Here is a 22,048-nt window from a genome sequence, read left to right on the forward strand (position 1 = left end):
AAACTTTACGAAACATACAAACCCGGATTTGGCGAATTTATGATTAACATTCAAATTCATCACGCTAAACTTTGGCTTTCAGGAGAAAATAAAAATTGGAAATTAGCTGATTTTGAAATGAATGAAATCAAAGAAAATTTAGAGGGAATTCAAAAATATTGTTCCGATAGAATAGAAACTAAATCAATTGGAATGATTAATTTATCAATGAATAGCTTGAGTAATTCTATATAAAAAAAGAATAAAGAGATGTTTCAGAGAAATTAGATGAACCTAACCAATTCTTGTAATTCTTGTCATCAAGCTACAAATCACGAATATAATGTGATCGTAATTCCTAAAAAACCTCCTTTCTCTAATCAAGATTTTCAAATTAAAAATTAATTATGTTGAAAAAATTAATAAATACAGATAATTCAAAAACAACTATTTTGGTGCCCTTGATGATTGGAACAGTATTTTTTTTCAGAAGGAATACAGAAGTTTTTGTTCCCGGATACTTTAGGAGCAGGAAGATTTGCAAAAATTGGTTTACCAGCACCAGAATTTTTAGGCAATTTCGTTAGTTTCTTTGAAATCCTTTGTAGTGCATTAATCCTAATTGGACTTTTTACACGTCTAGCAAGTATTCCAATTATTATAATTATGCTTGTTGCAATGGCAACAACAAAAGCGGAAGTATTAAAAAACGAAGGTTTTTGGGAAATGCTTCACGGCAGTAGAACCGATTGGGCAATGTTACTTGGAGGAATTTTTCTTTTGATAGAAGGTGCAGGAAAATGGTCGCTTGATAAGAAAATTAGCCCAAATGGAAGGAAAAACTAATTTAAAAGAAATACCACAATTATTTTTAAAACTTGGCATTATTGGTTGTGGTAGTCCAGCTGTACATATTTCAATGATGCAAAATGAAGTAGTTGTTAAAAAAAAATGGCTTACTGAACAACATTTTCTTGACTTAATTGGAGCAACAAACTTAATACCCGGTCCCAATAGTACGGAAATGGCTATTCACATTGGACACGAAAAATCAGGTTGGAAAGGATTGATTGTTGCGGGATTTTGTTTTATTTTTCCTGCTGTAATCATTACAGGAATTTTTGCTTGGTTGTATAAAGAATATGGACAAATTCCGGAAATAGAACCTTTTTTATATGGTATAAAACCCGCTATTATCGCCATTATACTTTCGGCAATTGTCCCCTTGGCAAAAAAATCTATAAAAACAATTCAGCTAGGAATTATTGGATGCATTGTTTTACTCCTTTCACTTCTAAATTATAATGAAATAATTTTAATGTTTGGTGCGGGAATAATTGCATTATTCATTTATTACTTAAAACAAAACACGAATAAAAGTATAAATGCTTTTATTCCGTTAACATTTTTTCAGGTTTCAAGTAATAATTTAATTTCAGCAACAAACTTAAATTTATCCTTGATTTTCTTAAAAATTGGTGCAGTTTTATACGGAAGCGGATATGTACTTTTCGCTTTCCTTGATGCAGAATTAGTTTCAACAGGACTTTTGTCAAGAACACAATTAATTGACGCAATCGCAGTCGGACAATTTACGCCTGGTCCCGTTTTTTTCAGCAGTAACTTTTATTGGTTATCAAATTAATGGTTTTTCAGGAGCGTTAATTTCAACAATTGCCATTTTTTTACCATCATTTATTTTTGTTGCATTATTAAATCCAATGATAAAAAAAATGCGGAATTCTAAATTGTTTTCTACATTTTTAGATGCTGTAAATGTTGCATCAACAGCAATTATAATTTCTATTTGTTTAGAAATGGGAAAGGATACTATTATAGATTGGCGAACTATTTTAATTGCTCTATTAAGTGTTGTCGTAGTATTTAATTACAAGAAAATCAATAATGCTTTTATATAGTTTTAGGAGGCTCACTAGTAGGATATCTTTTGACTTTAATTAGATTTTAAAAATTCAAATTGATTCCAATTGTAGTCCCTCTAAATAACTAAAAGTTAAAAAGTCATCGGTTCATCGGTAATAAAAAAAGCAGCTACATACTTTAACGAACGGTGTCAATTGCAAATTTTAAAGTTAAGTTGTATTGGAGCTGATAACATTTTTGTCAAAAAAAATTAATATGTATTTTCTTCAATTCCGTTTCATGCGATTTAAAAGAGTTTGATTTTTTTCTGTTATTTCATATAAAACTGTTTTTTTGCTTTTCAAACAATTAAGAATTAAACTTTTCATTTTAAACAAGTTAATCGCTTTAAAATCGACGATTTGAATTTTTGGCAGAATCGTGGTACAAGCTGTTTTGTAAAAATAAAATAACCTATAAATCAAGGTATAAGAAGATTAGTTGGAAACTTTATTAAAGTCTATTTAAACCAAGTTTGAGGACCCTGTAAATGTTTTTTACAATATCAATCTTTATAAAATCTTTATACTTTCATCTCATTATATTATAAAATACTTATACAGAGTTACATTAAATTTGCACCACAATTAAATACAATGAATAGTATCTTAAAACATACCGTACGTACAAAACAATATCTTACAAGTATAGTATCTGTGACTATTGTTGCACTGCTTTGTTTGTCCATACGTGATCTTATCGAATATAAAGCTGTTGCATACCTACTTTTAGTTGTTGTTTCTTTGCTTGCTATTTTTTTAGACATATTCCCTGTGCTTTTAGGAGCGGTTTTAAGTGCCTTATTTTTAAATTTCTTATTTATAAAACCCTACTACACATTGCATATCGATAGTGCAGAAGATACTTTACTATTATTATTGTTTTTTATTATTGCTTTGATCAATGGAGTTTTGACCTACAAAATCAGAAAGGTAGAACGTCAAATTCAAATTAAAGACACCAAAGTAAAAACCATGAAATTGTACAATACAATACTGGATTCCTTGTCACATGAATTACGGACTCCTATATCAACAATAATTGGTGCCATTGACACTTTACAGCAAAAATCACTTCATTTGTCAGAAGATAACAAATCTAATCTGTTGTCTGAAATGGAAAAAGCCTCAATGCGATTGAACCATCAGGTAGAAAATTTATTAAACATGTCACGTTTAGAAAGCGGATATATTCAGCCCAAATTAGACTGGTGTGATCTTAAAGAAATCACCTATAAAGTTTTAAATAGTTTATCTGAGGAGGTGAAATTTCATAAAACAGTTGTCATCGCTGATGATAGTTTGTCTCTTTTTAAGTTAGACTATGGATTGATGGAGCAAATTATCTATAATTTAATTTATAATGCTGTCCAGTACACTCCAGCCGGAACTACTATAGGAGTAAAAATTGAGCAGCAATTAGATATTGGCTTCGAATACCACCAAAACAAAATAATGAGCTGTCTGATTACTATCTCAGATGACGGAAAAGGATTTCCTAAAAATGAAATCGATAAGGTCTTTGATAAGTTTTATAGATTACAGCATTCCAAAACAGGAGGAACAGGTTTAGGACTTTCAATAGTAAAAGGTTTTGTAGAAGCACAACAAGGCAAAGTTGCAGTAGGAAATGCACAAAAAGGCGGAGCCATTTTTACATTATCTTTCCCATGCCTGACAATGAACACAAAAAATATCGGTAATGAGTAAAACAGCGACTATATTAATAATTGACGATGAGAGTCAAATCAGAAAACTATTGGAAATAACCTTGGAAGCCAATGGATATAAAGTAAATTTAGCTGTAAATGCAAAGGACGGAATAATTGCCGCATCCAATTATCCACCACAGCTGATTATTTTAGATTTAGGCCTGCCAGATGAGGATGGTCAGGAAGTTTTAAAAAAATTACGGGAATGGTATAAAAACCCCATAATTATTCTTACCGTTAAAAACACAGAAGAAGAAATTGTTAAGGCCCTGGATAATGGTGCAAATGACTATTTGTCGAAGCCTTTTCGAGCACAGGAACTCTTAGCCAGAATTAGGGCAGCTCTGCGAATGGGGCTTGATCATCAAAACGATACTCTTGTTGCTTTTGGAAATACAACTATCAATTTTGGCGCACGTGTAGTAAAAGTAGATCATCAAGTGATAAAATTAACTGCTACAGAATATAGATTACTGGCATTGTTAGTACAAAATGAGGGTCGTGTTTTAACACATCAGTATCTTTTAAAAGAAGTTTGGGGTCAGAGCTACTTAGATCAAACTCAATATTTACGAGTTTTTATTACACAGCTTCGTAAAAAAATAGAGAATGACCCTAACCGTCCTAAACATATACTTACCGAATCGGGTGTAGGTTACAGATTTAATACCAATTAATAAAACATAATAAACTCAATATTTAAAAAATCAAAATGAATAAATCTACAATCCAAAAAGTAAGCGCAGCTACACTCCTAGTGGCACTTGGTATCATTTATGGTGATATTGGAACGAGTCCTTTGTATGTTATGAAATCTATTATTAGTGATAGAGAAATAACCCAATTATTAGTATACGGTGGAATTTCGTGCGTATTTTGGACATTGACATTTCAAACAACATTCAAATATATTTTTTTAACACTCTCTGCTGACAATCATGGAGAAGGAGGTGTATTTTCTCTATATGCGTTAGTAAAACGTTTTGGAAAAGGAAAATTAGTGATTCCTACCATTTTAGGAGCAACCACTTTACTTGCCGATGGAATCATTACCCCTCCCATTTCTGTAGCTTCAGCTGTGGAAGGTCTCGAAGCAATTGTTCCAAGTCTGCCTACGATACCAATTGTTATTGCTATACTTTCGGGATTATTTATTTTTCAGCGCTTTGGAACACAAAAAGTAGGTTATATTTTTGGCCCTGCAATGGTAATTTGGTTTACGATGTTATTAATATTAGGAGTTTCCCAAATTGTGCACCATCCTGATATATTGAGCGCACTAAATCCGATGTATGGCTATAGATTATTAGTTGAATATCCTCATGGTTTCTGGTTATTGGGTGCTGTATTTCTTTGTACAACAGGAGCAGAAGCCTTGTATTCTGATTTAGGACATTGCGGAAAAGAGAATATTCGACTTACATGGATTTTTGTAAAAATTGCTTTGGTTACTAATTATTTGGGACAGGGCGCCTGGCTGATGCATCAGGGAAATGCTTTTTTACAAGGCAAAAACCCATTTTATACCATAATGCCGCAATGGTTCTTAATCATTGGAGTCGTGATTGCTACATTTGCCGCAATTATAGCATCACAAGCGTTAATCAGTGGTTCATTTACCTTAATAAATGAGGCCATTTCATTAAATTTTTGGCCTCGTGTAGCCTTAAAAAACCCAACAAATCTAAAAGGACAAATATATATTCCTTCGGTAAACACAATACTTTGGGCAGGCTGTATCTTAATGATCTTATATTTCAAAAACTCAGCACATATGGAAGCGGCTTATGGTTTTTCAATTACAATTGCCATGTTAATGACAACAGTTCTGTTATCCTACTATTTAATATTTATTAAGAAAATGAATAAAGGTTGGGTCACTATTATTTTATTGGTCTTTGCTCTAATTGAAGTTGCTTTTTTTGTGGCCAATGTTGTAAAAATTAAGGAACGATGGATGTTTTTATTCTTTGAACTTTTCATTTTTATGGTAATGTACGTTTGGTATTATTCCCGAAAAATTAACAACCGTTTCCTTAAGTTTATTAATCTATCTGAACAGACAACCTTGCTAAATGAATTAAGTCAGGATGACAGTATCCCAAAATATTCAACTCACTTAATTTACTTATCCAAAGCCGACAGAACCTATGAAATTGAGGAGAAAATTATAAAATCTATTTTTGCGAAAAAACCAAAAAGAGCTGATGTATATTGGTTTTTGCATATCAACAGAACAAACGAACCCTTTACCTTAAACTATGAAGTTGAAGAAATTTTAGATGATAAAGTAATCAAGGTGATATTAAATGTAGGCTTTAGGGTGCAGCCCAAAGTAGAATTGTATTTTAAAAAAATCGTTCAGGAATTAGTCGAAAGAAAAGAGCTCAACTTGCATATTCGCCCAGACGGTTCTACAAAGTACAATCCAGAACCTGATTTTAAATTCATCATCATTGAAAAGTTCTTGTCAGTAGAAAATGACTTTGCCATAAAAGATGGCTGGCTGCTTTATTCATATTATTGGTTAAAACAACTTTCTCTTTCCGAAGAAAAAGCTTTCGGATTAGATAAAAGTGATGTTGAAATTGAAGAAATCCCTATGGTTTATCAACCCATCACCAAGCTTGAACTAGTTAGAAAAATAACATAGAATTATTATCTATAATTTTAATCTCTGCAAAATTTGTGGGGATTAAAATTATAAATAAGTTTATACTTATTAAAAGGGCTTTTGAAAAACATTCTTATTATAGATGACGAAGAGAAATTTCGCCACCTCCTTGTCAAGCTCATAAAACTTGAAGGCTTTGAAGTTTTTCAGGCTGCTGATTTAAAGTCAGGGTTCAAAAATATACAAAATATTAACATCGATGTAATTTTATGTGATGTTAAACTTCCTGATGGCAATGGTGTCGATTTTGTAAAAAAAATAAAAACTACCTCCCCTGTCTCCGAAATAATTCTAATGACTGCGTTTGGTAAAATTTCAGATAAAATTCAGGCAATAAAAAATGGTGCGTTCGATTACATAGTTAAAGCTGATGATAATGATAAAATCATCCCATTGTTATATAAAGCGTTAGAAAAAAGGCATCTATATACTTGAATGTACCATTCAAATTTTTAATTGATCTAAGTCTAATAAATATAAAATTATCATTAGCTTGATTAAATAGCCCGAGTCGAAGTTAAATTTTGAATATCTTTTATATTTGGTACATTCATGTATATAACCATCCTAAAAAATTAGATGTTGCGGCGTTTAAAAAATATATGACTGGCAATAACATCAGCCCTATAATAGCAATCGTAATCAGTACGGCCGCTAAGGTTTTTCTCCCCTTTAATATCCGTTGAAGAAAATTAAAAAAAGGATAAAAAGCAATAGCCAGTATGACCGCCCAAAGTGTTGGCATCAAAAAAGGCAACAGTAGTTTAAAACAAAAGCCAACAATCAGGAAAATAAAAAAAAACTGTAAAATTGTTTCAAAGAGTTCTTTGCGGTTATTCAAATTAGAATTTTTCATTTTTATTTTTTTAGAGTGATTTAAAACATGATTTGTTATAATTATTTGTTTTGGGAAAAATTAGCATCCGAAACCAATCGGCCTATCAAAATTACCGGAAACAAAACACCTGTAATAGCTTCAACCTGAACCAGTGATCTGACTATTGGATGAAGTGGTACAATTTCCCCAAACCCTGTTGAAGTAATAGTGATATAGCTGAAATACATAAAATTTGCCTGATCACTATTTATCCTAAATTGAGAAGGTGTTAACTGAAAAGAACCTTGGATTTGTTCAAAAAGAAATAAATAGGCAATACACCAAAGATTTGCCAGCAACATATAAACGACAATTGAACCTATTATTTTGTGTGTTGTAACAGGGCCGGGCTCAAAAACCTTAACTAAAACTAACGCGATCAGTAACGAGACTGTGGCAATTGTTAAAACAAAATCTGTAAATAAAACAAAAATGCTTTTATTGTAAATACTTATCCAATGGCAAACTATAAATAGAAATGGTATAATAGAAAAGTGAATTACCTGTTGTTTATTTTTAGCCAATGAATAAATCCCTGCCAGTAGCAATAACATCCAGAAAATATTTAAAATTACCATAAAATAAGCATGACTGCCAAACAAGGGAATAATAATAAAATGCATTATAAACAATAATAGCAACATGCTACTAAGACCGCTTTCTTTTATCCAGAAACGATAGAAAAACCGATCTTTTTTGGGTTTCATCATGATAATTTTCTTTAAATTGGTATAGGCTCTAATGCTACTCTTCCCAATGGCCTACGCCAAAGTTTAAAAAGCAGGATAATAAAAATGGGGAGAAAACAAACTACAGACATAACCAGATAAATATCTTTGTAAGCCAACAGCATTGATGCTTGTGCCGTTTTATTAGAGAGGCTTTTTTCTGCTTTTTTCTGTGCTTCGGCCTCTGATAATCCCATAAATAAATAATTCCTTTTAGTATTAGCCAATTGTTTTTGCGCCAACTGATTTAGCTCTGTTAATTGCTGGCTAAGTCCTGTTTTGTGTTGTACATTTAAATTAGAAATAAAAGTTCCTAAAATAGCATTTCCCAGTAAAGAGGCAAAAATTGCCTGCGCAATAATACCGCTCATCATTCGTGAAGCACTTAGTTTTGGCGGAACTCCTTCTGAGATGTAAAGCAGGGATATGGGAAAAAGAAACCCCATTCCGAGTCCTTTAAAAATCAGCGGTAGAAAGAAATCTGAAGAATCTATTCCGGGATAAAACCTAAAAAAGAGGATATTATGATACAATCCATAACACGCAAAACCCATTATCCAGATGGTTGCCAAATACACTCTTTTATATAAAAGATAAGTCGATAACGGGATAGAGATACACAAACCAATAAGTAAAGCCAGGTGTGTTGTAGATGTATATACGGAATCAAATCCCAGAATATTTGTCATATAACCGGTAACTACGCTTCCTGTTCCGTTCATAACACCAATATAAAACATCATAAAAGCGCCTATGCACACATTTTTATACTTATAAACTTCAGGATCAATTATAGGATACTGAGTAAAACGGGCATGAATTAAATAAACTGCCAAAATGATAAATAACAAAGCCACTGCCAGTGCTATTTTAGGATCATTGAACCAGTTTCTACTTTGCCCTTCGACGCTGAGAAAAAGGATGACGGCGAAAAACAAAATCATAATGATCCATCCTCGCCAATCAAACTCAAATTTAGTTTTCATCGGCGCAACATCGGCTTTATAAAAATACCAAGTCAAAATAATGCAGACTAAAAAGTTGAGATTCAGAAAATAAATTCCAAATGTCCAATTATAAAAACTGGTAAAATGTGCTCCAAAATACTGATATACATGCTGGCTTCCTTTTTGAATGAACTGAAGAATTCCGTACAATAAAGCCATATTAAATGCCGGATTGTACTTTAATAGAATAGGTACCATTGAAGCAAATATTCCTATCACAGAAACAATTGCTAAAAGAGAACGCCAAAAGGTAAACCACTCAATAGTGTCTGCAAATAAAGAAGCAGTATTGAATATTATAGACAAAAAACTCGCTGATAAAATCATGGTACGAACCGGAATTTGTTTGCCCAATTTCAGCCCCAAAGGCATGAATGCCAACATGGCAAAAATGGGAATGTAAATAGAATATGTAAAAACAGTCGTAGATTCTGCAAAATGCCCCAAAATCTGCGAATTATCATAAGCCGTGACATTGAGTCCGTTAAAAAAAGGAATCGTCAGGATATACAATCCTATAAGAGTGAAAACGTTGCCTTTTTTTCCTGCGAACATCTTTTATTTTTTTACATCGACTGTTACATTCATTCCTGGTTTTACTTCTTCTAAATCTTTGGCAGAAGCCTCAAATTCAATTTTAACGGGGATTCGTTGTGTGATTTTTACAAAATTCCCTGTTGAATTATCCGGCTCGACCATTGAAAATTTGGCCCCCGTTGCTGGTGAAAAACCTACTACTTTTCCTTTAAATTCTTTTGAACCAAGGGCATCAATACTAATGATAACTTGCTGACCCTGTTTAATTTTATCAACCTGAGTTTCCTTAAAATTGGCAGAAACCCATAATTTCTGGTTCAGTACAATTGTCGCAATAGTTTGATTCGCATTTATCAATTCTCCAATCGATAAATTACGTTCACCAACAAATCCGTCAGATGGAGCGAGAATATTGATGTAAGACAATTGCAATTTTGCAGCTTCCAGATCTGCTTTTTTTCTCGCTACGGTTGCCTTGGCAGCTTCCAAATTAATATTACTTTGTCTGGTTATCGAACTACTTGCCTCTACTCCTTTTTGACCTGCTTTTAAATAAGCTTCTTCAGATCTTAGTTTTGATACTACCTGATCGTACTGATTACGTGTTACAGCCGAATCTGCATACATTTTTTTGAAACGTTCATAATCCTTTTGAGCTTTCTCAAGACCCGCTCTGTCACCTGCCAGTTTTTCTTTTCCTGCTGCCTGATTTGATGCTGAAGTGATTATGGTTTGTTCCATCGAGTGGAGATTTCCTTCGGCAATAGCCAAATCAGCTTCGGCTTGCTTTACTTTTATAACATATTCTGCATTGTCAAGAATTACGAGCGTATCACCCTTATGAACAAATTGGTTGGTTTCAAATCTTATTTCATTAATATGACCCGTTGCCCGAGCAGAAACATTATTAATATAGGCTTCAACCTGTGCATTGTTGGTAGTTTCATACGTATTGAAATCAAAAAATAAACTCAAAATCCATAAACCTCCCGCGATTAAAAAAATAAAAGAAAGAATCGTTAATATGGTGTTTCTCTTTTTGTCTTTCTGAATGGCTTCATTTTGTCTATTTTCTTCGCTCATACTATTTTTATTTAGAGTTTACCCATTGCATACTGTAGGGAATAATATTGTATAATTAAATCCAGATTGGCATTAACAAGTGAAATTTTGGAGTTGTTTAATTGCAGTTCAGCATCAACAATATCGCTAATTAAGGCAAAATCATTATCATACCTGCTTTTCACAATTTTGTAATTACTCAGCGATAATTCCACGGCCTTTTTATAAGTTGCAATATTTTCTTTGCTTTCTGCATATTTGATATAAGCTGTTTTTACCTCCCGATCAATTTGATCCTTTGTGGCGTCCAATGCAATGTTACTTTTATCAATTTGCAATTTATCGCCCCGGATTCGATGTTTAATAGTATAAAAACTCGATAGATCCCAATTGAGTGAAACTCCGGCAGCCCAAAAATTAATTATATTGACATAATTAGGCCATTGTGCAGGATACTCTGTATTTAGAATTAGGTTTGCATTTATACTGGGCCTGAACCCACTTTTTGTAATACTTAAAGAGGATTCAGATACTTTAACACCTAATTCAGCTCGTTTTATTTCTTCTCTGTTTTGATAGGCTTCTGATAAACTCTTTTGCAAATCTAATTTTTCCACAGGAATCATACTTGCAGTAACTTCTGGTTTTAGAATCGTATTGGTTGGAAGCCCAGTGAGTATATCCAGATAATTACTGACCACTTCTATATCATTCGTATTTCTAAAAACTGAAACCTTAAAATTAGATTGCTGCAGTTCGGTTCTGAGCAAATCACTATTTAAATTTTGCCCATTTTCAACGCGCGATTTTAATTGACTGATACGAAGATCTGTATTAATGATATTTTGTTTGGTGACTTCAATTTGCCTGTATAATTTTTCCAGTGTAAAATAGTAGGTCATTATAGAACTTTTAACTTCAGCTTGTGTCATTTTAACAACCGATTCCTGCATTTGGGCAAGAAGTTTTTGCTGCTCAATTTTATTATTAATCGCGCCGCCGTTATAAATAGGCATTGATGATACTATATTGGCAAATGCCTGATGATTGTAGTAATCTACGGTGACATTTTTTTCATAAAAACCTTCATATAATTTAGGATCACCAATATAAGTATATCCACCACCAAGGCTCACACGGGGAATTTTAGCAATTTTTGCCTGAGCTACATTTTCATTAGCTATGGCAATATCAGCATTGGCTATTTTAATTTGTCTATTATTTTGAATCCCTAATAAAAGTACTTCTTCGAGTCTTACAATTTTTGCATCACTGATACTTTCTTGTGCAAAACTTATAGAATAACTAAAACTGGCAAACATCAAAAACAAATGGTGCAACTGGAATATTTTATATAAGAATTGATTCATCATTTTTTATTTTTATTCGATCAGCCAAACAACAGTTTTAAATATTAAATATTTATCAATAAAATAACTAAATATTAAACAGATTAATTAAATCAAATTAAATACTACAAATTATCCATATAAAATTATGTTAAATTTAGCCAAAATAAACACGAAAAAACATTTCTTTTTATAAAAATAAATCACTAATATTGAGCTAATTATAAAAATTTGATACTATGCTAATAGAACTTGCTTTAACAGGAAAATTTATTGTAGATATTGCCAAAAGATTAAAAAATGATAAAACATTTAGAACCTTAGGTTTTCTTCTTTTTGTACTTATTTTGGTAGGAACTATGTTCTTTTGGTTGGTAGAAGGTCTGCCTTTCCTAAAATCACTTGCTTATTCTGTAGGAACACTTTCCATGAACAGTCCTTATGATCATCAAATTACCTTTTCAACTATAGGCGTTATTTTTAATATCATATATATCTTTATTGGTGTGGGTGTTTATTTAATTTTTGTTTTGGAAGCAGGAAGAACAATTATAGCCGCGCACGAGGAATTCGAGAAAAAACAAGCAGAAAAAAAGGCGTTGAAAAAAGCCAAAAAGGAAGCCGGATTATAAACAATAAAAGACCTGTTTGTGCCTAAAGTTCAACATTAGAATTGGTAATACGCCTAAAAAATAATATCAACACTATGACGTATCTGAATTAAAATAATCAATTAGTTTGGCTAACTATTTTAATTGTAAAGAAATATCTCTTTCCTTAAAAAAATACAGGTGTATATTGAACGATTAAAATATAAATTACAACTATTAAATTAGTATCATGAAACAAAAACTAAAAGTGTTATCAGTTTTTTGTATATTTTTAAATATAATTCAAATGTATTTTATTTATATAATCCCAAAAGATGATTCTATTAGTGGGCCCCTTTTATGGCTTGTGATTCTTGTTCCAATTTTTATTTTACAACTAATATCCTTTATGCTTTTTTTTGTAACAGAACAACAAAACAAAAGAAAACTTTTTATTCTCGCGTTAATCAATCTTTTTTTAACTGCTTTGCCATTTTGCATCTTACTGAAATATTATTAAAGCAAAAGTATTTTTTTTATTTCATTGAATTTCAAATACTTTAACCCAGAAAAAAAATATCCCTTGTTATTAAAACGCTCTATATCTGGTAAAATCGGTTCTGTCACATCTGTCAGGATCAAATATAAGAATTTAAGTAATTTAAAAGTTAGCCCGCCAATTTACAGAATGATGTAAACATAGATATCCCTGGTCTAACCATCTGATTCTTTCACAACATATGAACAACCTCAATACCGCTTAGAATCTCCTTGAGATTCAAAATTTTTAAAACCTAAACCATTTAAAATCCTCCACTTTATAAAACCATGGTCCTGTTCTACAATATTGTTGAGATATTTACACTACCGGATTTTAATCTTTGAGAACCAACTCTTGTTATAAATTTTGATCGCTGCAGTATTAGAACCGCTTTTATCAATGTTTATTACTTTTGGCCTATAGTTATTACTAATTACTTTAATTAGAAATGACTGGACACTCTTCCTCTGCCTTCTCTTAGCCAATAAGAAATCAACTGTATTTCCAGACCTATCAACTACCCTATACAAATAACACCATAGCCCTTTACTTTTAATATAAGTTTCGTCCATTCTCCAACTACCCATATTTAGCTTATCGAAAATATCTTCCCGGATTTGCATCAACTTCAACTTCCGGTAAAGTCGAAAGAGTTAGTTGTTCCATTCATTTTGGGAAACATCGCATAAGCATCCAGCAAAAAATTCCATTTGTTTTCTGGTTTTTCAATTTGCTTTGAAATACTTTCCTGAGCAGTCCTATTAATAGAAATAAATAGTATTAGCAATAAAAGATATTCTTTGGATAATAACTTGAAATGACTTTTCATAATATCGGGTTAAGTTAATTTTACGGCTATTTATTATCGCCAAACGAGATAATAAAGCTTAACTAATAATTGATTAATAATTAAACATAGCAGAATTATTACTTCATCTATATTTTTTCCTAAAAGTGTTTTTTTATTAAATGCGGACGAAACATCATTTCCCAGATACACTTTATTATAATACAAATAAATTATCAAGCATAGAAATCCTATTACTGTTATCAAAATTGGTATTCTTGAAATTTTCACAAAATAAAGTAGTATTGCAAGAATAAAATTTAAGAAGGATAGATAAAGAGCTAATAGGAAAAATGTAATCATCAATATTATGAACCTTCCACTTTTAAATAACGGAATCATATAAAGTAATAATACAAGCAACGGTAATATCTCTGAAGCTAAAAAACGGGATATGAATGTTTTTATTTTTACCATGACCTATTCCAAATAAATTGCTACCAACAAGAACTGAGCATAATTTAATTTATTCTTTGCTTTTTAAGAACCAACATATTCCACAAGGCAAAGAGTAAATGAAAGCAAATGATTACCTCAACACCTATTCCTTTTAAACTGAAATTAAATATGGAATAGATGGCTATAATTACCGCCGCTGTATTATAAAAAAGTAGGATTTTCAATAACAGTCTAATTGAATCCTTTGTATACCAGCATAACAATGCAAGTGAAAACAAAGCGGAGCCTGCAATTCGGGCTATGAAAATTGCAGAAGCTTCTTCTACTTTGGATAAAAAAAGTATTTGTATAAAAATCTGAGGAGCAATTATTAAAAACAATCCTGTAAGTCCCTCAAAAATAGCTGTAATTTTAAGAAATAAATTCATTTTTAAAATATTTATAATTTTTAAAGCAATCCAAATCCCAGAACACATTCCTTATCATTAATTGGTACTATTTAACTGCAGCGTTTTTAAAACCGGAATTCTCTATTACTATTTTTATTTTTTTTTCGGGTGCATCAAGAACTGTTTTCGAAGCATATTGTGTTCCGTCCGGTAAATCAGTGTAGGTAACATCAAACAGAACTTTTGCTTTGGGATCATCTACAGAAGTACTGACATCTGCCTTGATTATCTTTTGTTTGGGTTTGTTGACAGAAACCGAAAGTAAATCACCTGGCTCGTTGTAATTAGGAAAACTAAGTTTAAATTCGGTGTTGGGTTCCAATATTTGAACAGTGGTTTGACCGGCTTCATATACTTTTTGAATTTTTTCAGAAACTGGCGGTAAATAAGTCTGAATCTTGGCAATCGCTTTCTTTATGTAATCTGACATCTCTTCTTTTTTATTTTCTATAACTTTACCGCGAATTCCTCCTTTTTGCTTTGTCTGAGTAGATCCTCCTGTTTCTACTTTAGTGAGCTTACCATCTACAGCATAATAACACTGTTTTTGTTTCACTGATTTTTGCTCTCCTTTCAAAAAGACAGTGGTAGTTTCAATCCACTCATATTTTTTTAAACTTGCCTTGCTATCAGCCAAATTTTTCTTGATTATTGCAACGTTTGCCTTCACATCTGCTTGTGCAGAAACTCTCGTAATTCCACCAATAAAAAGTAGAATTAGCAGTGAACTTAATTTTTTCATTTTCTGTAATTTTTAATTATTGAGATTTTCTTCATAAATACGATTTACCTTCTTCTTGCTCCTGCACTTTTGGTGCGACTTGCATTTTGGCCGGGTTGGCGCGTGGTTGTCGGTTTTTTAGTTCTGTTCACTGTTGAGCTTGCCGCTGGCTGATGCGAGGCTCCAGAACTTGTTTTTGTTTTATTTGTTGTCGCAGCGTTTGCTTTATTTGTTGTCGCAGCAGCCGATGTACGTGATGCATTGTGATTAACATTTGCTGTATTATATTTGCCGCTTGTGGTATTATGATTCACCGTTGTCGATTTCATTTTGGTTTTGTTGTAATTGTTATAAACATTGGTATTGTGTATAACAACCGTATTGCCGCCGTGATGATAATGTCCGCCGTAATAACCTGCATGATGATAATAGTTGTTATGACGATAAACCCCAACCGCAATTACTGCAAATGCCGTAAAATAAGGAGGATAAAATCCATAGTGATAGGGTGGGTAATATGGAACATATACCGGAGAATAAACATACTGAACTATGGGAACTGTTTCAATAATTACAGTTGTAGTAGCCGGTGTGCTTACAGTAGCAGGCTCAGGACCAGTATAGGCCGGATTTGCAGTTACTGCCGGCGTGGCGGTTTTGGCAGGTTCAATTACGTAATTCTTTCCGTAGAGTTCCTGATCACCAACAATCTGCATGCTGACTTTGCCGCTTTTATCTTTATCTACTATAATCACTGCAATGTCTTGTGTTTCTGTTTTGCTAACAGCTGTACTGAGTATAAAAGTAAAAGATTCCCCTTCTTTTTTAGTGGCTACAGTAATAAAATCAGCTTTTTTATCCAGATTTAAATCAAGGTTGTTGATACCAGTTTTTTGTTCATTTAAAGACTTTTCAAATTCTTCTATAGTTTTTGATTTTTGAAATAAGGTCAGTACAGCATACAAATCCAGATTATCTCCGGGTAATCCAAGTTCCTTGCCATCTTTTTCAGACTGAGAAAAAACACATTGGCCCAGTAAACTTATTACAAGGACCAAATAAGGTAAAAATATTTTTTTCATAATACGATATATTATTGTTAATTCTAAATAAGTTTAAGCTACATTTTACTTTTTATGCAACTGCTGTTGAAGTGTTAAAATAGGTGTCTGGTTCAAACGCACCAGTCCGGTTTCGGGTCTGTCTAATGCCAGAATCAAAAACATTACAGATGCAAAAATTACAGAAATGAAAACTGCCAGAATATTATTTTTTTTTCCTGAAATACCAAACTGAAAGCCTAGCATTGACATTGAGGCAAATGTTACCAGAAGCAGGACCCATAAAATGGCCGATGGAATTCTATACTCGAATGTAAAAGTTACCCGTTTATTATAAATTTCAACCAGGTCATTTACAGAAGAGGTATATAAAGAATAGGCTTCAGAACTGCGGTCCTGTGCTGCTAATGCTTCTGAAAATTTCCAAAGCGAATCCAAAATAAACTCTGACCTGGCTTTTAAATGCTCAATTTTAGCAACTGATACATCTTTTGTCAAATCACTTCTAAGATCCACATATTCAATCAATAACTTTCTTGATGCGTTTCTGTAAGGCTCAGGAATTAATCCTGACTGCAGATAAGTCGTTCTAATTGTGGTTACTTCATCCAATAAAAGGTCTTTCCTATTATTATAACGGTTGTCTACAATTTGAAAGGTAAAAGCAAGCATAAAGGCAAGAAGCCCGAGCGCTGCGCCAACTACAGAACCTACAGGGGAATCGTTCACCTCACCAGATTTTTCTTTAATATGCAATCCATACTGCTGCCCTGCAAGAATGGGTATTAAAATGCAAAGAAACGGAAGTACGAACATTACCACTACATACAAAAAACTGGTATCTCTCATTTGATAAAGTATTAAAAGGTTCTGGTTTGTATTATTTTCACATATATTCTTATTGTATAGTCTCTACAATCATTTTGGCTGCCCTGTATTGAATTATAATACACATGAAGATCAGTTGAACAATAATTTTTAGTATCAACAGATAGTTCCTTTTTGCCTGATACAAATGATACCGAACTAAGAAAAGATATAAATACATCCCTATTAGAATTACGTACCTCAACTCGATATGCATTTTAAACTCAGCGTTAAGATAGTTTTGATAGTACAAAAACGGTAATACCAATATTAATAAAAGCAGTATCTCTCCCAGCTGAAATGCATTAGAGATGAGCAGTTCCGGGGTTGTATATTTTCTTTCCCTGTATAGTATCAAATCCGTAAGGGTCAAAAAAAACAATACAATGCCGGCGACAATTGTAAAATGTTTGTGTGCAAATATTGGGTTAAATTTTTCTATTGATTCCGTATCAATCCTATCAGCAATAACGTTAACATGAAATGCTGCATAAAGAAGCGATGCTGTACCTCCTAAAAGAATCAGAAATAAAAATGGATTAAAATGATAGGCTCTTTTCCCTTCCAGATATTCTGTAATAGTCTTACCCGGACGTAATAACATTTCGATAACAGTATGCAAAAGCCCTCTGTCTACATGAAAGAAAGCATGCAAAAGATGATGCCCTAATTCATGCCAGGTTATACGTGTGGTTTCTGCTGACTGTTTGCAATTAGGACAATATTTTCCTTGAAAAAGAACCTCGCAATTTTTGCAGTTGATTGCTTTTGCATCCATAAATTTCTCTAATAAATTAATAATAACTTATTACAAATAGTGCTATTTTGTCTTAGTTTTATCAAGTTCCCCAATAAAAGGGATAGAATCCTGAATTTCGGCTCTGATTGTGACTTGCAGGTATAGTTCTAACTGAACAAATTTTGCTGCGTTTATTCCTCCAATAGCTTTTACCATTTTACTATTAGTTTTTGATAATAATTTTTCCAGATCCAAATTGTTTTTCAAATTAGCTTCTGTCAGTTCTATGGCTTTTGATTCGCTAAGGATTGCGTAATTTTTAGCATACTCATCCAGTATCTGGATTTTCTTCTTTCCTAACTCTTTTCGTTCCATTTCATACTTATCATATACTTCTTGAAAAGCAGATGCCTGAGGTTCTGATAACTGTAAATACTCTTTAACGACCTCTAGTTTGGATTTACCATAAAGTTCCTGAATTAGTGCAATATCATCAGGTATTACAGACTGTGCTCCTGCATTGGCCGAGAGAGCAAATACCAGCATTAGAATTAATTTTTTCATCTTAATTGTTTTTATATTAACATTCAATGGTTATTTACTAAAATCATAACTTAGCACAGCTCCTAGGCCAAATTGATAAGTAGATACGTAATCAGACACTCCTACAAGTCCGTAATAAGTCCAATAGTAGTCATTACCTACTGCAGCCGACATCGATTGTAAATAGGCATTTAGATTTATAGACAAAGGTGAATTTGTTTTTATTTTAACACCAGCCTTAATACCCCACGCAAAATAAGTTCCACTGCCGCTTTGAGGTGTTTCAAGAATGGCTATTCCCGCACCTGCGCCCAGATATGGCAGTACCTTTTGAGAACCTGTTTCGAAGTAATGTGTATAATCTACCAAAACGTAATTTATAGCACCTTTGTCATCTCCGGCATTGATCTGCGTTCCTGTAGGTCCATATAAAGGCAGTTTTGTGTCAAGCCTGTTGTACTTTAATTCAATTGAACTGTTTTCAATAAAAAAATATTCCAGGCCAAGTCCATATTCAAATCCACCTTCAACAGTGGCATACGAATTGTCAAAGTCTACTCTGTCAGAAAAGGTATAACCTCCATACAAATTAAGCAAGAAGGACTTTGAACTTTGGGCAGAAGCTCCTATCGAGCATAAAAAAACAACGAATAATAAATGATTCATTTTCATAATTTTGATTTTTAATTGGTTAACAATTGATTGTTTTTTTTCAATTGAAACTAAGCTGTATGAGCTGCTTATCGTTTCATTAATTCTTTATATCATTACTTTGTTACTTAATCTCGTGACTGATATTTATTCTATAATGGGCTTTTTAGGCGTTATTGATTTTATTAAATTGGGTAAAAAATCATTAAAAACAATATTTATCTGAAAGGCGTTCACTAACTGGTTGATCGGTTCTCTTGGCATAATTTCATTAGCATACGAAACTTCGATTTGTATATCATCTGTCAAAAAATAACCTAATCCAATTGTGGCCCTGTTTCGATCGAACAAATCCGGACCGCTGACCTGGCTTTTGGTTTTAAAAAATAATTCATCTGAAACAAAAGCATAGAATGCATTTTTATCAACATCATTTTTTGTAAAGGAATAAACTGCCCTTACCTGAAATCTAAATCGCATTACAGCTTCAAAATATCCATCTTCATTTTGAAGATGACGATCTTCAAACCTGGCCCGAAGATTTACTTTGCATTTTCCTTCTTTGAGTAAACGATACATTCCCTGAACTGCCATTCTAATTTCCGGAGCTTCTTTTTGATTTAGTTCCGGAACATTTTTATTAAAAAAATAAGCATAGAAAAAAGAAATTTTCCATCTGTCGTCAGGCCGGTAATGTGCCCATCCTCTACCATACACCTGTGTTAGATTATAAAAAATATTATTATCATGAGATACACTGCTTGTGGTTAATCCAATATTTAATTCTAACGCCCATTTTTGACTTAAATCTTTTGTAAAAGCATACTCGTTCCAAAATTGGTTCAGTTCATCCGTTTGAGCATATAGTTTTAAAGTCCCGGCCAGTAACAGAAAAACATGAATTCGTATTCTTTTCATATTTAAATCATTTAGCAACAGATTTACATTGAGTTACTTTGTGGCAGAATTAGAACCTCTTGTTGTGCTTTTTTCTTTTGAACTTCTTTCGCTGCTTTGCCTTTCCCGATTGGTATTGCCGCTACAATATAAAATGACCTGTTAAATTCATCCGGATTTTGATCTCCTTTCATTACCGGAACTAACCCATGATAATACTGTATACCGATGTTCATACCGTTGCCTGTCTTTAAATGATATCCTAACCCAAGGGCAAGTCCCGCATCAATAACATGGATCTGATCCCTTATGTTATTTTTATAAATGACATCTTCATTATCGATTTCTTTACTAAACTTGTCAAAGGCTTTAGACAGCAGCCCCAGCATTGGCCCTGCCTTAACATAAATATTATTGTGAAACTGATATTTAACTAGAATAGGAACATTAAAATATCTAATTTCTCTTTCTACGGAACCTCCGGCAAATGTTTTATTTAAATCTTCATTGGCTAATTCATAAACAGGCAATCCTTTGGCTCCCATTGGAGATTTTACGATGACTCCGGTACTGAGCATCCAGGCAGGATTTTTTTTTGATTTTATGTCAAAATAAAAACCGAGGTTAAATCCAATGTTTGAACCTGAAGTCTCCAGATTAGAAATAGTAGCAAAATTTACACCTCCTTCTAAACCAAATTCCAAATGCGGAGAATTAAGTTTGTCGCCAAAAAGCAAAGAAATCAGAACTTGTGAGTTTGCATGGTTAATGCAGAAAATGGTCGTTAGTACTATTATATATTTTTTCATAATGTTTTTATTAAAGCCCCAATAAAATGCAGGTTTTTACAAGAAGCGGAACATTTTTTTTATCCTGTGCTTCTACTATTCCATAACATTACTACTAATCAAATGGTTTTCTTTTTCCAAAAGCATATGATACTGTCAGTAAGGGGCCATTATATCCCCATTTAAGATAGCCGTCAAGTCTGTTTTTAACGACATCTACCGTAAAGTTCATTCCGCTGTATCCCAGAGTAACATCTAAATCAGGAAGAGCCTGATACATAACTGCTATATTATAACTGACAATTTTTCCTTTGAAATCATTTACTTTAAGAGAAAAATAATTTAGGTTGCCGTTCAAAACAAACTTGTCTGCAAAGGAATAACCTCCCCAGATACCTAAATCCGGCAAAGGAGCGGTAAAATTGAACTTATCCTTATAACTGGCCTCTGCTGTCTGACCTATTAAATCAATTCCGATATCAGTGGCCAAAGTGTGTGTTCCTATCATTAGGCCCAATTCATATTTTGGTTTGAGAAAAAAGGCATAACCATACGAGAATAAATACATATCAATTTTAAAAAAGGAATGCACAGTGGCATTAACCGGATACGTATGATCACCAAACTCGATTGTTTTTTGCAATTGATGTGTTGTGGTTCGATCCAGATGAAAATATCCTAAATCAAATCTCGACCGGCGCGAAGCCCGCCATTGAAAATTGCCCAAAAAAGTAGTGGTTGTTTTTTTAAACCCCAGATTATCTTCAAAATCAATTTCAGTTCCAAAGGAATCGTCATTACTACCCACCTTGATTTTAGTACTATTTACCGGAATAAACAATCCCGCTGTTGCTTTAAAACGCCTTACAAACCAGGGCGGTGTTGGTTTTGGCTTTTTGTAGAAATACAATTCATCCGTTTGATTACCTAAAGAGAAAATGTCTCTACTATTATCTTTTAAATTCGCAGGAGCAACAACTGTTGCAAATTCTTGGCAATAAGATATTCCCGGTAATAAGATGCTTCCCAGAATTAATGTGCGTGCAATAATAAGTTTACAATTCATGACCTTATTTTTTTAAATTTTTACAGTCTTTAATTCAATACT

The 22,048-nt window shown here is 32.8% G+C and carries 23 protein-coding genes and 2 pseudogenes; 8 read left to right on the top strand and 17 right to left on the bottom strand.

From position 1 onward, the window contains the following. Positions 1-39: 39 nt before the first annotated feature. The 7 genes and pseudogenes from EAH81_RS21845 to EAH81_RS21875 all read left to right on the top strand — a co-directional run. The gene (locus tag EAH81_RS21845; protein ID WP_140511127.1) at positions 40-234 is read left to right on the top strand and encodes a hypothetical protein; all 195 of its coding nucleotides are present in this window, start codon (positions 40-42) and stop codon (positions 232-234) included. 213 nt (positions 235-447) lie between these two features. After that, positions 448-825 carry a DoxX family protein gene (locus tag EAH81_RS21850; RefSeq protein WP_241676623.1) on the top strand — a complete coding sequence of 126 codons (378 nt, stop codon included), beginning with the start codon at positions 448-450 and terminating at the stop codon, positions 823-825. Then, positions 809-1,948, top strand: a pseudogene (chrA, locus tag EAH81_RS21855) (chromate efflux transporter). The gene EAH81_RS21850 and the pseudogene chrA overlap by 17 nt, the downstream one beginning before the upstream one ends. Before the next feature lie 550 nt (positions 1,949-2,498). Then, positions 2,499-3,611: a DUF4118 domain-containing protein gene (locus EAH81_RS21860; protein ID WP_140511128.1), complete on the top strand. Its 1,113-nt coding sequence runs from the start codon at positions 2,499-2,501 to the stop codon at positions 3,609-3,611. Continuing rightward, a complete protein-coding gene (locus tag EAH81_RS21865; RefSeq protein WP_140511129.1) occupies positions 3,604-4,290 on the top strand; it encodes a response regulator in 687 nt (228 codons plus the stop codon). The genes EAH81_RS21860 and EAH81_RS21865 overlap by 8 nt, the downstream gene beginning before the upstream one ends. 35 nt (positions 4,291-4,325) lie before the next feature. Next, a complete protein-coding gene (locus tag EAH81_RS21870) occupies positions 4,326-6,266 on the top strand; it encodes a KUP/HAK/KT family potassium transporter (protein ID WP_140511130.1) in 1,941 nt (646 codons plus the stop codon). Between the two features lie 81 nt (positions 6,267-6,347). After that, positions 6,348-6,713: pseudogene (locus EAH81_RS21875) on the top strand (response regulator); the annotation flags it as partial. Between the two features lie 124 nt (positions 6,714-6,837). Here EAH81_RS21875 and EAH81_RS21880 read toward each other — a convergent pair. The 5 genes from EAH81_RS21880 to EAH81_RS21900 are packed head-to-tail and all read right to left on the bottom strand — an operon-like array spanning position 6,838 to position 11,871. Then, entirely contained in the window at positions 6,838-7,143 is a 306-nt protein-coding gene (locus tag EAH81_RS21880) for a hypothetical protein (RefSeq protein WP_140511132.1), read from the bottom strand. Positions 7,144-7,184: 41 nt separating this feature from the next. Then, positions 7,185-7,874, bottom strand: a complete 690-nt coding sequence (locus tag EAH81_RS21885; protein WP_140511133.1) for an ion channel — start codon at positions 7,872-7,874, stop codon at positions 7,185-7,187. 11 nt (positions 7,875-7,885) lie between these two features. Further along, complete coding sequence (locus tag EAH81_RS21890; protein WP_140511134.1) at positions 7,886-9,454, bottom strand: MFS transporter; 1,569 nt, start codon at positions 9,452-9,454, stop codon at positions 7,886-7,888. Positions 9,455-9,457: 3 nt separating this feature from the next. After that, entirely contained in the window at positions 9,458-10,519 is a 1,062-nt protein-coding gene (locus EAH81_RS21895) for an HlyD family secretion protein (protein ID WP_140511135.1), read from the bottom strand. An 11-nt stretch (positions 10,520-10,530) separates the two neighbouring features. Then, positions 10,531-11,871: a TolC family protein gene (locus EAH81_RS21900; RefSeq protein ID WP_140511136.1), complete on the bottom strand. Its 1,341-nt coding sequence runs from the start codon at positions 11,869-11,871 to the stop codon at positions 10,531-10,533. Positions 11,872-12,086: 215 nt separating this feature from the next. Here EAH81_RS21900 and EAH81_RS21905 point away from each other — a divergent pair, with 215 nt between their 5' ends. Beyond that, positions 12,087-12,479, top strand: a complete 393-nt coding sequence (locus tag EAH81_RS21905) for a hypothetical protein (protein ID WP_140511137.1) — start codon at positions 12,087-12,089, stop codon at positions 12,477-12,479. An 822-nt stretch (positions 12,480-13,301) separates the two neighbouring features. Here the strand turns inward: EAH81_RS21905 and EAH81_RS28160 are convergent. The 12 genes from EAH81_RS28160 to EAH81_RS21965 form a co-directional block, all read right to left on the bottom strand. Continuing rightward, entirely contained in the window at positions 13,302-13,601 is a 300-nt protein-coding gene (locus tag EAH81_RS28160) for a DDE-type integrase/transposase/recombinase (RefSeq protein ID WP_140511138.1), read from the bottom strand. Positions 13,602-13,606: 5 nt separating this feature from the next. Next, positions 13,607-13,807: a hypothetical protein gene (locus tag EAH81_RS21915; protein ID WP_140511139.1), complete on the bottom strand. Its 201-nt coding sequence runs from the start codon at positions 13,805-13,807 to the stop codon at positions 13,607-13,609. A 479-nt stretch (positions 13,808-14,286) separates the two neighbouring features. Further along, positions 14,287-14,652: a hypothetical protein gene (locus EAH81_RS21920; protein ID WP_140511140.1), complete on the bottom strand. Its 366-nt coding sequence runs from the start codon at positions 14,650-14,652 to the stop codon at positions 14,287-14,289. 67 nt (positions 14,653-14,719) lie between these two features. After that, positions 14,720-15,415, bottom strand: a complete 696-nt coding sequence (locus EAH81_RS21925; RefSeq protein WP_140511141.1) for a hypothetical protein — start codon at positions 15,413-15,415, stop codon at positions 14,720-14,722. Between the two features lie 44 nt (positions 15,416-15,459). After that, positions 15,460-16,476 (bottom strand): hypothetical protein, encoded by a 1,017-nt coding sequence (locus tag EAH81_RS21930; protein WP_140511142.1) that lies wholly within the window; start codon positions 16,474-16,476, stop codon positions 15,460-15,462. 45 nt (positions 16,477-16,521) lie between these two features. Continuing rightward, on the bottom strand, positions 16,522-17,304 hold the full coding sequence (locus EAH81_RS21935) for a DUF4239 domain-containing protein (protein ID WP_140511143.1): 783 nt from the start codon (positions 17,302-17,304) through the stop codon (positions 16,522-16,524). A 49-nt stretch (positions 17,305-17,353) separates the two neighbouring features. Beyond that, entirely contained in the window at positions 17,354-18,100 is a 747-nt protein-coding gene (locus EAH81_RS21940; RefSeq protein ID WP_140511144.1) for a DUF3667 domain-containing protein, read from the bottom strand. Positions 18,101-18,142: 42 nt separating this feature from the next. Then, positions 18,143-18,625: a hypothetical protein gene (locus tag EAH81_RS21945; protein WP_140511145.1), complete on the bottom strand. Its 483-nt coding sequence runs from the start codon at positions 18,623-18,625 to the stop codon at positions 18,143-18,145. A gap of 30 nt (positions 18,626-18,655) precedes the next feature. Beyond that, a complete protein-coding gene (locus EAH81_RS21950) occupies positions 18,656-19,276 on the bottom strand; it encodes an outer membrane beta-barrel protein (protein WP_140511146.1) in 621 nt (206 codons plus the stop codon). A gap of 126 nt (positions 19,277-19,402) precedes the next feature. Next, a complete protein-coding gene (locus EAH81_RS21955) occupies positions 19,403-20,173 on the bottom strand; it encodes a DUF2490 domain-containing protein (protein ID WP_140511147.1) in 771 nt (256 codons plus the stop codon). Between the two features lie 23 nt (positions 20,174-20,196). Further along, positions 20,197-20,961 (bottom strand): porin family protein, encoded by a 765-nt coding sequence (locus tag EAH81_RS21960; protein WP_140511148.1) that lies wholly within the window; start codon positions 20,959-20,961, stop codon positions 20,197-20,199. Positions 20,962-21,055: 94 nt separating this feature from the next. Next, complete coding sequence (locus EAH81_RS21965) at positions 21,056-22,006, bottom strand: hypothetical protein (protein WP_140511149.1); 951 nt, start codon at positions 22,004-22,006, stop codon at positions 21,056-21,058. Positions 22,007-22,048: the final 42 nt, after the last annotated feature.

Source organism: Flavobacterium pectinovorum, from assembly GCF_006438875.1.
Classification (GTDB): domain Bacteria; phylum Bacteroidota; class Bacteroidia; order Flavobacteriales; family Flavobacteriaceae; genus Flavobacterium; species Flavobacterium pectinovorum_A.